General features: G+C 68.0%; 9 protein-coding genes. 4 read left to right on the top strand and 5 right to left on the bottom strand.

What is annotated here, in order from left to right; all coding sequences use genetic code 11:
• Positions 1 to 125: 125 nt before the first annotated feature.
• A complete protein-coding gene (locus RAM80_RS02050) occupies positions 126 to 2,207 on the top strand; it encodes an EAL domain-containing protein (protein ID WP_416424571.1) in 2,082 nt (693 codons plus the stop codon).
• Positions 2,208 to 2,345: 138 nt separating this feature from the next.
• On the opposite strand, the gene RAM80_RS02045 is transcribed toward RAM80_RS02050, so the two are convergent.
• Together RAM80_RS02045 and RAM80_RS02040 are read right to left on the bottom strand one after the other, a co-directional pair.
• Positions 2,346 to 4,409 (bottom strand): putative bifunctional diguanylate cyclase/phosphodiesterase, encoded by a 2,064-nt coding sequence (locus RAM80_RS02045; protein WP_416424570.1) that lies wholly within the window; start codon positions 4,407 to 4,409, stop codon positions 2,346 to 2,348.
• Positions 4,410 to 4,484: 75 nt separating this feature from the next.
• Positions 4,485 to 4,655 carry a hypothetical protein gene (locus RAM80_RS02040; protein WP_416424569.1) on the bottom strand — a complete coding sequence of 57 codons (171 nt, stop codon included), beginning with the start codon at positions 4,653 to 4,655 and terminating at the stop codon, positions 4,485 to 4,487.
• A 204-nt stretch (positions 4,656 to 4,859) separates the two neighbouring features.
• Between RAM80_RS02040 and RAM80_RS02035 the strand changes: the two genes are divergently transcribed.
• The 3 genes from RAM80_RS02035 to RAM80_RS02025 are packed head-to-tail and all read left to right on the top strand — an operon-like array spanning position 4,860 to position 7,762.
• Entirely contained in the window at positions 4,860 to 6,278 is a 1,419-nt protein-coding gene (locus tag RAM80_RS02035; RefSeq protein ID WP_416424568.1) for an NAD(P)/FAD-dependent oxidoreductase, read from the top strand.
• A gap of 27 nt (positions 6,279 to 6,305) precedes the next feature.
• The gene (locus tag RAM80_RS02030; RefSeq protein ID WP_416424567.1) at positions 6,306 to 6,647 is read left to right on the top strand and encodes a cupin domain-containing protein; all 342 of its coding nucleotides are present in this window, start codon (positions 6,306 to 6,308) and stop codon (positions 6,645 to 6,647) included.
• Positions 6,648 to 6,685: 38 nt separating this feature from the next.
• On the top strand, positions 6,686 to 7,762 hold the full coding sequence (locus RAM80_RS02025; protein ID WP_416424566.1) for a polyamine ABC transporter substrate-binding protein: 1,077 nt from the start codon (positions 6,686 to 6,688) through the stop codon (positions 7,760 to 7,762).
• A 124-nt stretch (positions 7,763 to 7,886) separates the two neighbouring features.
• Here the strand turns inward: RAM80_RS02025 and RAM80_RS02020 are convergent, their stop codons facing one another.
• Genes RAM80_RS02020 through RAM80_RS02010 form a run of 3 tightly spaced genes read right to left on the bottom strand, consistent with a single transcriptional unit; the run spans position 7,887 to position 13,452 of the window.
• Positions 7,887 to 10,958, bottom strand: a complete 3,072-nt coding sequence (locus RAM80_RS02020) for an efflux RND transporter permease subunit (RefSeq protein WP_416424565.1) — start codon at positions 10,956 to 10,958, stop codon at positions 7,887 to 7,889.
• Positions 10,955 to 12,022, bottom strand: a complete 1,068-nt coding sequence (locus tag RAM80_RS02015) for an efflux RND transporter periplasmic adaptor subunit (RefSeq protein WP_416424564.1) — start codon at positions 12,020 to 12,022, stop codon at positions 10,955 to 10,957. The genes RAM80_RS02020 and RAM80_RS02015 overlap by 4 nt, the downstream gene beginning before the upstream one ends.
• Positions 12,019 to 13,452 carry a TolC family protein gene (locus RAM80_RS02010; RefSeq protein WP_416424563.1) on the bottom strand — a complete coding sequence of 478 codons (1,434 nt, stop codon included), beginning with the start codon at positions 13,450 to 13,452 and terminating at the stop codon, positions 12,019 to 12,021. The genes RAM80_RS02015 and RAM80_RS02010 overlap by 4 nt, the downstream gene beginning before the upstream one ends.
• Positions 13,453 to 13,539 lie beyond the last annotated feature (87 nt).

The raw sequence follows: 13,539 nt of genomic DNA, 5'->3' as shown, positions 1-13,539 counted from the left end.
CCCCCGCGCCCTAACATACCCATTCCACAATATTCCTCCTCCTTTCGGGCAGTATCCCTCGCTATTACGAAGAAGGCATAATGCCATCCCGCTTTTCTTCGCTCCCCGCCTGAGGTTCGCAACGCATGCAGTTCAACGCCGACTCGGATGCCATGTACCGCCTGCTGGTGCAGAGCGTGGTGGACTACGCCATCTACATGCTCTCCCCCGAGGGCATCGTCACCAATTGGAACCCCGGGGCGGAACGGGCGAAAGGCTACACGGAAGCTGAAATCGTCGGCCGGCATTTCTCGGTGTTCTACACCGAGGAGGACCGCGCCGCCGGGCTGCCTGCCCACAGCCTGGAAACCGCGCGGCGGGAAGGGCGCTTCCATGCCGAAGGCGTGCGGCTGCGCAAGGACGGCTCGCCGTTCTGGACCAGCGTGGTGATCGACGCCGTGCATGATGACCAGGGGCGGATGATCGGCTTCGCCAAGGTGACGCGTGACATCAGCGAGCGGCGCCAGACCGAACTGGCACTGCTGGAGGCCAAGGTGCTGGCTGAGCAGTACAGCGCCGAGATGAGCTCGCTGTCACAGTTCCTCGACTCGGTGATCTCCAACATTCCCGCCAGTGTGATCGTCAAGGACGTGCAGACCGAGCGCATCCTGCTGGCCAACCATCAGGCCGAGGCGCTGTTCGTGCCCAACGGCGCGAGCATGGTCGGCCAGTTGATGAGCGAGGCGCTGGCGCCGGAGACCGCGGCCTACATCGAGCAGCAGATGGGCCAGGACCTCAACATCGGCGCGATCAAGACCGTGGAGACCCTGGTGGCCACCAACCGCGGGCCGCGCACGCTGCGCAGCCGCACGGTGCTCAACCAGGACCCGGGCAACGCCTCGGAATACGTGCTGTTCGTGGCCGAGGACGTCACCGTCGAGCTGGCAGCCAACGCCCGCATCCACCACATGGCCCACCATGACGCGCTGACCGGGCTGCCCAACCGCGTGCTGTTCCACGAGAAGCTCAAGGAGGCGCTGCAACTGGCCGACGGCAGCGGGAAAATTACCGGCACCCTGTGCCTGGACCTGGACGACTTCAAGAACGTCAACGATTCCCTGGGCCACGGCATCGGCGACAAGCTGCTGCGGGCGCTCAGCAGCCGCTTGAAGGTGGAACTGCGCGAGGTCGACACCCTGGCGCGGCTGGGCGGCGATGAGTACGCGGTGATCCTGCCGGAGCTGGAAACCGCCGAGGCCGCCGAGCTGTCGGCGCAGCGCCTGATCCAGGCCGTGCGGCCGCCGTTCCTGATCGAGGGGCACAGTTGTTCGGTAGGCGTGAGCATCGGCATTGCCCTGTCGCCCCATGACCACGACAGCCCCGAGCAGCTGATGGGCTACGCCGACATGGCCCTGTACGAGGCCAAGCGCAACGGCCGCAACCGCTTCGAGCGCTTCAAGTTCCAGCTCGACGAAGCGGCGCGCCACCGCCGCACCATGGAGACCGACCTGCGCACGGCGCTGCACCTGGGCCACCTGCAACTGCACTACCAGCCCATCGTTACCCACGCCGGCGACGAGATCTCCGGGTACGAGGCGCTGCTGCGCTGGCGGCACCCCACCAAGGGCACCATTATGCCCATGGATTTCATCACCATGGCCGAGGAAACCGGGTTGATCCACGAGGTGGGCAACCGCGCGCTGAACCTGGCCTGCCAGGAGGCGGCCAGCTGGGGCACCCGCCAGACCGTGGCGGTGAACCTGTCGGCGGTGCAGTTCAAGAACCCCGGGCTGGTGGATTCGGTGGCGCTGGCGCTGAGCGATTCGGGGCTGGAACCCGAGCGCCTGGAGCTGGAGATCACCGAGTCGGTGCTGCTGGAGGACAGCGAGGGCAACGTCGCCACGCTCAGGGCGCTGAAGGCGCTGGGCGTGGCGATTTCCCTGGATGACTTCGGCACCGGGTACTCGTCGCTGGGCTACCTGCGCTCATTCCCGTTCGACCGGATCAAGATCGACATGTCGTTCGTGCGCGAGATGGCGGACAGCAAGGAGGCCCTGGCGATCATCCGGGCCATTACCGGCATGAGCAACAGCCTGCTGATCAAGACCACCGCCGAAGGAGTGGAGACCGCCGAGCAGATGCAGCAGTTGATCAGCGAAGGCTGCTCGCACTTTCAGGGCTACTACTTCGGCCGCCCGGTCCCCGCCGCCGAGCGCCGCCACGCCTGATACACCGCGTGGCCTGGGACGCCGCCTGCGGCAGCTGCTACGGGAAATGCATATACTCCCTATCGCGACGCGATTGCCTTCGCGTAGCAGCGGCCGCAGGCCGCGTCCCGGCCAACGCGGTGTTCCAGGCACACCGCCTCAAGCCCGCGCTGCCTCGGCGCTGAACTGCTCCGCCAGCTTCACCGCGCTCATGGGCTTGCCCAACAGGTAGCCCTGCAGGATGTCGCAGCCCAGCTCCGTGAGCATTTCCCGCTGCTCGGCCGTCTCCACCCCTTCGGCCACCACCTTGAGGCCCAGGGTCTTGCCCAGCGCGACGATGGCCGAGACGATAGCTTCGTCTTCGTTGCCCTGGGCCAGTTCGGTGATGAAGCCGCGGTCGATCTTCAACTCGTTGGCCGGCAGGCGCTTGAGGTACAGCAGGCTGGAGTAGCCGGTGCCGAAGTCGTCGATGGAAATGCCCACGCCCAGGGCCGCCAGCTGGTCGAGCACTACCAGCGCCGCCTCGGCGTCGCGCATGGCGGTGGTCTCGGTGATCTCCAGGGTCAGGCAGCGCGGCGGCAGGCCGGTGCGCTGCAACGCCGAGCGCACCACCTCCACCAGGTGGGCGTTGGCCAGCTGCACCGTGGAAAGGTTCACCGCGATGGTCCAGTCACGCTGGCCCTGGGCGTGCCATTGGGCCATCTGCCGGCAGGCCTCGTTGATCACCCAGTTGCCGATCGGCACGATCAGCCCGCTGCGCTCGGCCAGGGGCAGGAAGCGGTCGGGCGGCACCAGGCCCATGTCCGGCTTGTTCCAGCGCAGCAGCGCCTCGACGCCGGTCATGGGGCCGGCAGGCGCGAGGATCTTGGGTTGGTAGAACAACACGAACTCATTGCCCTCCAGGGCCTGGCGCAGGTCGTGCTGCAGCTGCAGTTGCTGGTGGGCGTTGATGTTCATGGCGCGTTCGAAGAAGCAGTAGCCGTCGCGCCCCTGTTCCTTGGCGTGGTACATGGCGGCGTCGGCGTTGACCATCAGTTCATGGTCGTTGGCGCCGTCGGCCGGGTACACCGCCACGCCGATGCTGACCGACACGTGCACGGTCTGCTGGCCCAGCACGTAGGGTTGTCTGATGGTTTCCACCAGGTGCTGGGCCAGCGCAGCGGCGTCGTCGGGCTCGCAGCTGTCGGTCAGCAGCACGAACTCGTCGCCGCCCAGCCGCGCCACGGTGCCTTCGTCATGCTGGTCGAGGCTGATGCGCCGGGCCACCTCGATCAGCAACTGGTCGCCGACGTGGTGGCCGTAGGTGTCGTTGATCGCCTTGAAACCGTCCAGGTCCATGAACAGCATGGCGAAGCGGGTTTTCTGCCGGTTGGCCTTGTGGATCGCCTGTTCCAGGCGGTCGTTGAGCAGGGTGCGGTTGGGCAGGTGGGTCAGGCTGTCGTGCAGGGCCAGCTTCAGCAGCTCGCTGTTGGCGCGGTCCAGGGAGTTGGCCAGCAGGCTGGTGCGGATGTCGAGCATCGAGATCACCAGGGCGATGGCGCACACCGCCAGGGTGACGACGATGACCACCACTACCAGCCATTTGCTGTCCAGCCCGCCGTTGGCGGCGCCGCAGACGCTGCCCACGGGGAACTGCGCCGCCGCCATGCCGGTGTAGTGCATGCCGACGATGGCGCAGCCCATCACCAGCGAGGCGCCCAGGCGCGCGCGGCGGATGAACCGGCCTTCGTTGCGCAGGCGGAAGGCGATCCACAGCGCCGCCCCCGATGCCAGAATGGCGATGACCACCGACAGCGCGAACAGCCAGGGGATGTAGTGCACGTCGGGGTTCATCAGCAGCGCCGCCATGCCGGTGTAATGCATGGCGGCAATGCCGATGCCCATCAGCACCGCCCCCAGCAGCAGGCGCGGCAGCGGCATTTCCTTCTGGCACGCGAGCCACAGGGCAAAGGCCGAGGAGGCCACGGCGATCAGCAGCGACAGGCCGGTCAGGACCGGGTCGTAGCCCAGCTGGATCGGCAGCTGGAAGGCCAGCATGCCGATGAAGTGCATCGACCAGACGCCCGTGCCCATGGCGAACGAGCCGCCGGCCAGCCACAGCGCCGCGGCGCGGCCCCTGGCGCGGTTGACCCGGCCGGTCATGTTCAGCGCGGTATAGGAGGCCAGGATGGCAACGACCAGGGAAAACAGGACGTACAGGTTGTTGTAGCTGCTTGCGTACATTGGCGCTCCCTGTGCGGAACCCACTCACTGTGTTAACGGCGGCCCGGCGGTTTTCTAAAGCGGTGCGTGGTGCGTTCACTCGGCCTTGGGGCGCTTGAGCGCCTCGCGGTTTTCCTCCCTGAACTTGGCGCACAGGATGCGCATCATCAGGTTGGCGCGGTCGACGCCTTCCGGCGACTCCAGCGCGCGCCTGGCCTCGTGGGCCAGGTTGCTGAGCGAGCGGTATTCGTTGTTCGGGCGCGGCATGGGGTCACCTTGATCGGGGCTGAGTCACACTGGGCAGGGTAACGCTAGCACCTGAGGGGCCGGATTGCATCCTCCGCCTGGCCGGTGGCTGCGGCCTGCTGCGTCCGGGGGCAGCGGCGATTTTTTCCACGCGTGCACGCACGAACGACGACGGCCCCTGCACTTCATTAGCCTGCGCTCATCGTTTGATGACAGGAGGCTTCGATGAAGTCGTGGGGTGAGATCAGTCTGTGGATGGACCAGCTCGAGGAGCCGCGCACCGCGCGCCCGGCGCTGGGCGCCCAGGTGCAGGCCGACGTGGCGATTATCGGCGCAGGCTACACCGGGCTGTGGACGGCCTATTACCTCAAGCGCCAGGCGCCGCACTTGCGCGTGGTGGTGGTCGAGGCCCAGGTGGCCGGCTTTGGCGCCTCGGGGCGCAACGGCGGCTGGCTGATGGGCAACCTGCTGGGCGAGGACCGCATGCTGGCGCCGCTGCCCGCCGCGCAACGCCGCCAGGCCTTCGACCTGCTGCACGGCATCCCGGACGAAGTGGCCCAGGTGGTGGCCCGCGAAGGCATCGACTGCAACCTGCGCAAGGGCGGGGTGCTGTACTGCGCCGCCCGTTACCCCGAACAACTGGCCAGCCTGCGCAGCTACCTGCAGCATCTGCGCGAGCTGGGCCTGGGCGAGGACGACTACCGTTGGCTGGAGCCTGCCGAGCTGGCCGGCCAGGTGCGCATGACCAACGCCTATGGCGCCGTCTATAGCCCACACTGCGCGACCATTCACCCGGCCCGGCTGGCCCGTGGCCTGGCCCGCGCGGTCGAGGCCCTGGGCGTGGAGATCTATGAAGACAGCCGGGTACTGGACTGGCAGCCGGGCCGGGTCACCACCGCCCACGGCAGCGTGGACGCCGACTGGGTAGTGCCGGCCGTGGAAGGCTACGCCGCCGAACTGCCGCCCCTGGGCCGCCACCAGCTGCCGGTGCAGAGCCTGATGGTGGCCACCGAGCCGCTGCCAGCCTCGGTGTGGGAGCAGATCGGCCTGAACCGTGGCCAGGCCTTCAGCGAGTTCAGCCGCCAGGTCACCTACGGCCAGCGCACCTTTGATGACCGCCTGGTGTTCGGCGCCCGCGGTGGCTACCGCTTCGGCGGCCGTCTGCGCAGCGACTTCACCTTGAACGCCGACGAGCGCGGCCTGCGCCAGGCGCTGATGGGCGAGCTGTTCCCGGCGCTGCGCAGCGTACGCCTGACCCACGCCTGGGGCGGCAACCTGGGCATGGCCCGGCGCTTCCGCCCGCACATGCTGCGCGACACCCAGCAGCGCATTGCCCTGGCCGGCGGCTATGGCGGCGAAGGCGTAGGCGCCAGCAACCTGGCCGGGCGCACCCTGGCCGACCTGATCCTGGGCCAGGACAGCGCCTTGCTGCAGCAGCCCTGGGTGTTCACCGACAGCCCGGTGAGCAGCCTGCGCAGCTGGGAGCCCGAACCCTGCCGCTGGCTGGGCTACAACGCCATCATCCGCAGCTTCAGCAGCGAGGACGCGCTGCTGGCCAACCCCCATACCCCGGCGTGGCGGCGCCGCCTGGCGCAAGCCCTGGCCAACCGCATGGAAGGCCTGATGGCCTGGAAAGTCGGCTGAACCCTCAATAACAACACGGAGCGCAACATGAACATCACGCATTTGAAAGGCAGCCACACCATGGCCCTGGCGGAAAGCTTCCCGGTGGCCGTGCCCTTGGGCGAGCCGGTGGCCACGGTGTCGGTCACCAGCGTGGAACGCACCGACGGCGTCGAGACCGGGGTGTGGGAATGCACCCCCGGCCGCTGGCGCCGGCAGATCGCCCAACAGGAGTTCTGCCACTTCACCACGGGCCGCTGCACCTTCACCCCGGACGGCGGCGAGGCGCTGGAAATCGTCGCCGGCGACGCCCTGATGTTGCCCGCCAACACCCACGGCATCTGGGATGTACAAGAGACAACAAGAAAAACCTACGTGCTGGTCTTCTGAACTGCCGCCCCCCCTTAGGTCTGGTAATCGAGGTGCTCATGCTCAAGAAACTGTTGCCGCTGATGTTCGTGGCCTGTACCACCCAAGCCGCTGAAGTCGTGCACATCTACAACTGGGGCGAGTACATTGCCCCCGATACCTTGCAGAACTTCCAGAACGCCACCGGGTTCGGCACCCAGTACGACGTGTACGACAGCAACGAGACCCTGGACGCCAAGCTGGCGGCCGGCCATTCGGGCTACGACGTGGTGTTCCCCTCGGCGCACTTCATGGCCCACCAGATCCAGAGCGGCGCCCTGAAAACCCTGGACCGCAGCAAGCTGCCGAACTGGAAAAACCTCAACCCCATGCTGATGAAGGCCCTGGAGGCCGACGACCCGGGCAACCTGCATGGCGTGCCGTACCTGTGGGGCACCACCGGCATCGGCTACAACGTCGACAAGGTGCGCGCCGCGCTGGGCAAGGACATCCCTATGAACACCTGGGACGTGCTGTTCAAGCCCGAGATCCTCGCCAAGCTGCACGGCTGCGGCGTGGCGGTGCTCGACAACGGCCCCGAGCTGCTGCCCATTGCCTTGCGCTACCTGGGCCTGCCGCCGCACAGCAAGGACCCGGCGGACTACAAGAAGGCCGAGGCGCTGCTGTTGCAGATGCGCAAGAACGTCACCTACTTCCACAGCGCCAAGTACATCGGTGACCTGGCCAACGGTGATATCTGCCTGGCCGTGGGCTGGTCGGGCGACGTGATGCAGGCCGCCAACCGCGCCACCGAGGCGGGCAACGGCGTGAAGGTCAAGTACGAGATTCCCAAGGAGGGCGCGCCGTTCTGGATCGACCTGATGACCATGCCCGTGGACGCCCCCAACGAGGCGGCCGGCTATGCCTTCATCAACTACATGATGGAGCCCAAGGTGGCGGCGAGCATCAGCAACGCGGTGCGTTACGCCAACGGCAACGCGGCGGCGGACAGCCTGGTGGACCCGAAACTGGCGGCTGATCCTGCGGCCTATCCGCCGCAGGAAGTGATGGACAAGATGTTCATCCTCGAAGCCATGCCGTTGAACATCGACCGCCTGCGCACGCGCATCTGGAGCAAGGTCAAGAACGGCGTGTAACCCCTGACGCGGCCTGCGGCCGCTGCTACAGGTGTGGGAGCTGGCTTGCCAGCGAGCTTTTATGGCCCCAACAGCTCGCTGGCAAGCCAGCTCCCACAGGATGTAGCAGTTGCCGCAGGTTGCGTTACAGGCGTTGCTCGGGCGGCAGCAACAACCGCAGCAACGCCGGCAACGCCACCAGCACCAGCGGCATCTGCACCACCAGCCCGGAGATGATGGCGATGGCCAGCGGCTGCTGCATGGCCGAGCCAGCCCCCAGGGCAATCGCCAGCGGCAGCAGGGCCAGGGTCGCGGCAATGGTGGTCATGGCGATCGGCCGCAGGCGGTTGGCGCCGGCTTCCAGCAGGGCCTGGTGCAGCGGCAGGCCCTCGTCCTTCATCAGCGTCTGCAGCTCCGAGATATAGAAAATGGCCACCTCGGTGACGATGCCGATGATCATGGTCATGCCCATCATCGCCGAGATGTTCAGCTCGATGCCGGTCAGCCACAGGCCGATGAACACCGCGCCGGCCGCCAGCAGCGGCATCAGCATCACCGCCAGGGCAATCAGGAAGCTCTCATACAGCCACAGCAGCAAGGCGAACACCAGCGCGGTGGCGGCGCCGAACACCAGCATCAGGCCGTGGAAGGCGATCTGCTGCTGTTGGAACAGGCCGCCCATCTCATAGGTCACGCCACGGGGCAGGGTGTGCTGCTGGCCCAGCAGCTTCTGCACGTCGGCCACGGTGGAGCCCAGGTCGCGGTTCTCCAGGCGCGCAGTCACGCTGACCACCCGGCGCAGGTTGTCCCGCGAGATCTCCTTTTCACCCACCACCGGCACCAACTGCGCCACGCGCTTGAGCGGAAACAGGTGGCCGTCCGGGGCGCGCAGTTGCAGGTTGGCCAGTTGCTGCTCGTCCAGGGCCATGGCGCCAGCGGTGCGCACGCGGATGCCCACGGTCTTGCTGCCCTGGGTGAAGCTGGTAGCGACCACGCCCTGCACCAGTTCGGTCACGGCCTGGGAGACGAACTGCGGGTCGACGCCCTCGGCCGCCGCGGCCTGGGGCGACACCTGCAACTCCAGCGAGTCGCCGGCCGGGTTGAGGCCGTCGTTGACGTCCACCACACCCTGCACCTTGGCCATGGCCTGGGCCACCGCCTGGGCGGTGTGCGCCAGCTGGTCGGGGTCGTCGCCGTACAGCTTGACCTGGATGGGCTGCGGCACGGCAGTCAGGTCGCCGATCAGGTCTTCCATCAACTGCGCCAGCTCAATGGTCAGCCCCGGCACGCTGTGTTCGACCTCGGCGCGCACCTGGGTCATCACCACGTCGATCGGCTGGCGATCGCCGGCCTTCAGCCGCACGAAGAAATCGCCCTTGTTCGGCTCGCTGAGGCCGCCGCCCAGGCCGGCACCGGTGCGCCGCGACCAGGTCAGCACGTTGGGGTTGTGGCGCAGGATGGTCTCCACCTGGCGCACCATGCGGTCGGTTTCCGACACCGAGGTGCCGGGGGTGGAGTGGTAGTCGAGGACGAAGCCGCCTTCGTCCATGGCCGGCATGAAGCCACTGCCCACCCGCGCGAACGCCAGCAGCGACACCAGCACCAGCGGCACGATACCCACCAGCAGCCACCAGGGCCGCGCCGACACCCGCGCCAGCAGGCGCTGGTAGCGCTGCTGCACGGCATGGGCCAGGCGGCCTTCCTTCTCTTCGGCGTCCCTGGCCGTGAGCCATTTGTTGCACACCAGCGGCACCGCCAGCCAGGTGAACAGGAAGGAGATCAGCAGGGCGCTGGCCATGGTGATCGACAGCGCCTTGAAGAACGCCCCGGTGACCCCGCTGAGGAACGCCAGCGGAATGAAAATCACGATGGTGGCGCTGGACGAGCCCACCAGCGGCCGGGTGAATTCCTGGGCGGCGCGCATCACGCTGCCCTCGAACGCGCTGCGGCCACCTTCGCGCACCCGACGCATGATGTGCTCGATCATCACGATGCCATCGTCGATCACCAGGCCCACCGCGGCCGCCATGCCGCCCAGGGTCATGATGTTGAAGCCCATGCCGAACAGCTTCAGCAGCAGGATCACCGGCGCCATCACCGTGGGCACCAGGGCGATGGCGATGACAGTGATTTTCCAGTTGCGCAGGAACACCAGCAGGGTCAGCGCCGCCAGCACCACGCCGATCAGGATGGCGTCGCGCACGCTGCCCTGGGACGCCACCACCAACTCGCTCTGGTCGTACCAGTTGGCGATGGTGACCCCGGGCGGCAGTTGGGCCTTGGCCGCGTCGAGGGTGTCGCGCACCTGCCGGGCCATGGTCACGCTGTTGGCGCCAGGCTGCTGGTAGACGTTGATGAGCACCGCGTCGGTGCCGTCCGCGGTCACCCGCACCCATTGCGGGGTGGCGCCCAGGCTGACCTTGGCCACCTGGCCCAGGCGAATGGGCGTCGGCGTGCCGGCGCCGGCGACAATCACGTTCTGCACGGCGGCAAGGTTGGTCAGCTGTGCGTTGGCCACCAGCAGGTACAGCTTGTAGCGGCTTTCGATGCGGCCGGCGGCTGTCAGGGTGTTGCTGGCGGCAATGGCCCTGGTAACGTCCGCCGGGCTCAGGTGGTGGGCCGCCAGGGCGAGCGGGTCGATCTCTACTTCGATTTCATCCTGCTCGCCGCCGGCCACATCCACCTTGGCCACGCCCTCGATGGACGACAACAGCGGCCGCAGTTGCAGTTGGGCCAGGTCGTGCAAGGCGGCCAGCGACTGGTTTTTCGAGGTCAGGCTGTAGGCGATCACCGGGAACACCGTGGGGTCCATGCGCCGCACCGTGAAGTTGGTACCCGGCGGCAGCTGCGAGGCGGCCTCGGTCAAGGCCGTCTGCAGCTGCAGGGTGGCCTGGTACATGTCGGTGCCCCAGTCGAAGTTCACCGAGATGTCGGCGGCGCCACGGCTGGTGGTGGACTCCACCCCGCGCACGTTGGGCACTTTGCGCAGGGCTTCTTCGGCGGGCATGGTCACCAGGGTGGCCATCTGCTCGGCGGGGCGGTCGCCGTTGTCCAGCGACACCTGGGCCCGGGGGAACTGGATGTCGGGGAAGAGTGACGTCGGCAGCTGCAGGGCGCTGAGCACGCCCACCACCACCAGCAGGGCGATCATGAACAACAGCGAGCGGGTGTGCCGTTGCATCCAGGGTTGGCGCGCGTTATCGATAGGCGAGGTCACTGCGCGGCTGCCCCTGTGGCGGAGGTGTCCAATTGCACGGCCATGCCATCGGCCAGCTGCGCGCTGCCGACGGTGACCACCGGTTGGCTGGCGTCCAGCGCACCGTCGACGCCCAGTTGCTGGCCGTCGTCGGCCAGCACCTTGACCGCCACCCGCCGGGCATGGCCCTGGGCGATCTGGAACAGGTAGGTGTCCGGCTGGCCCAACAGGGCGGCGGCGGGCACTTGCCACAAGGTTTTGGGTTGGGTGCGCACCTCGACGCTGACGTGCATGCCGGGCATCAGGGTGGCGTCCTGCAGGGCGACGTTGGCGCCTATCGTCACCAGCTGGCTGGTGGCGTCGATCGAGTGCCCCAGGCTGGTCACCGAACCCTGGGCGCTGGCGGCCAGGTTGCTGGCCACGGCCGTGACGGTGAGGGAGTCGCCCTGGTGCAGCTGCGCGGCGTCGGCCGGCTCGATGCCGAAATAGAAGTTGGCCTGGGCGCCGGGCCCGGACGGCTGGCTGAGCAGCATCAGCGCGGTGCCGGCGGCCACCTGGTCGCCCTGGGCGGCGCTGATCTGCAGCACGGTGCCGTCGCGGGGCGCGGTGATCACCTGGGTGCCGGGGCGGGCGCCGGTGGCCTGTTGTGCGTCCAGCGCCTGCTGGGCATCGGCCACGGCCTTCTGCGCCACCGCCAGTTGCGAGGCGGTGGCCAGGCGCAGGTCGAACTGCGCCTTGACCCGCGCCTGTTCGGCGCGGGCGTCATTCACCGCGGTGCGCGCCTGGGCCGAGGCCAGCACGGCGGCGGGGTCGGCGCTTATTTCCAGCAGCGGGTCGTGCTGGTGCACCACCTGGCCGGGGCTGACCCGCAGGCGGGTGACGCGGGCCAGGTAAGGCAGGCTGATGGACTGGGTGAGCGAGGCGGTGGTGCCGACCACGCCGTAGCCGCGCAGCAGCGAGCTGACCGGCCCTTGCTGGGTACGCACGGCCTGCACCGTGGCCACCGGTTCATCAGCGGCGCGGGCTTGCAGGATGGCCAGCGACAGCACGGCCACGGTCAGGGGGCCGAGGGGGCGAAGCGTCATGGTGCGGTTACTCCAACGGCCAGGTGCTTGCTGGCATAGGGTTGAGGAATGTCGGCGCCCATCAGCGCCTGCAGGGCCACGCGCTGTTCGGCCAGGGCCTCCTGGGTGGTGGCCACGGCGATGTCGCGGGCCAGCAGCGAGTTCTGCGTGTCGGTGTAGGTGCCGATGGTCACTGCGTGCAGGGCATAGGCCCGCTCGGTGGCGGCCGCCAGGCTGTCGAGGTCGGGCAGGGCGTGTTGCAGGGTGTCGACCTGCGCAGCCAGCAGCTGGATATCGGCGCGCAGGCGGTCGACGTCGGCGTAGGCGCTGTTGACTCGGTTGAAGTACTCCACGTGCAGGCGCTCGCGGGTGGCCTTCTCGATGGCGATCACCCCGCGGTTGCGGTTGAACACCGGCAGCGACAGGGTCAGGGTGTAGCCCTGGGTTTTCACGTAGGAGGTGTCGCGGGCCTGCTGCACGCCGAACTGGAAGGTGGGGAACTGGTTGAGCACGGCGGCACGGTACTTGTTTTCCTGAGCCAGGTAGCCTTGCTTCAGGGCCAGCAGGTCGGGCCGGCGGCTGGCCAGTTGGCCCAGGTCCTGGTGGGTCAGGGCGATGCTGGCGGCGATCGCCTGGGCAAAGGCGGCGTCGCCCAGGGGCTCGCGGGGCAGCAGCTTGAGCTGGACGTCGGGCGCCAGGCCCAGCAGGGCGTTGAGGTCGTGGCGGGTCTGGGAGGCGGCGCGCTGGGCGTCGGCCAGGGCGGTCTGGCTGTCCTGGTACGCCAGCTGCGCCACGCCCAGGGCGTCGCCGGTGATGTCGCGCTGACGGGCGCCCTGGCTCATGGCCTGCAAGCGGGCCAGGTTCAGGTCACGCTGGCGGGTCAGCAGCGGTACGGTGGTGTCCTGCAGCTGCGCCTTGAGGAACAGGATGCGCGCCTGGGCCACCAGCTGCCATTCCTGCCACAGCATGCCCAGGTCGGTCTTGCGCACCGTGGCGTCGGCGGCGGCCTTGTTGGCGCCGCGGGTGATGATCTTCATCACGTCGATGCTCAGGCCGGCGGTGTAGTCCGAGGAGGCGCCGCTGATGTGCGGCCGGGTCCAGTCCTGGATTGCCGTGAGCTGCGGGTCGGGCAGCAGGCCGGCGTCGAACGCCTGGGCCTTGGCGATGGCCAGGTCGCTGCGGGCCAGCTTCAGGTCCGGGTTGTTGAGCACGGCCAGGGTGGCGATGTCGGTCATGTCCAGGCCCTGGGCGGCGGCGAAACGGTGCGCGGGCAGGGGTGGCAGGCCCAGGGCGTGGGCGTCGACCTCCACGCGGGTGGAGCTGGCGGGCAGGGTGGGGTGGTCGTCGCCGGCCCCCAGGGGACTTGCGTGGTACACGGCGCAGGCCGACAGCAGGCAGCCCGCCGCGGTGAGCAGGGCCGCGCGGGTGAGGGCGGGCAGGGTCCGATGCATAAGGTGTCGTTCGCTTTATTGGGATCGCTGCCGGGCATCCTGAACGAGCGTCAATGGCGCCGAGTTCGCCGCTGGGTAAACTTTTTG

The sequence above is a fragment of the Pseudomonas sp. App30 genome (assembly GCF_047947025.1).
Lineage (GTDB): Bacteria > Pseudomonadota > Gammaproteobacteria > Pseudomonadales > Pseudomonadaceae > Aquipseudomonas.
Note: the sequence above shows the minus strand (reverse complement) of the source record. Positions and strands in the feature narration are given on the sequence as shown.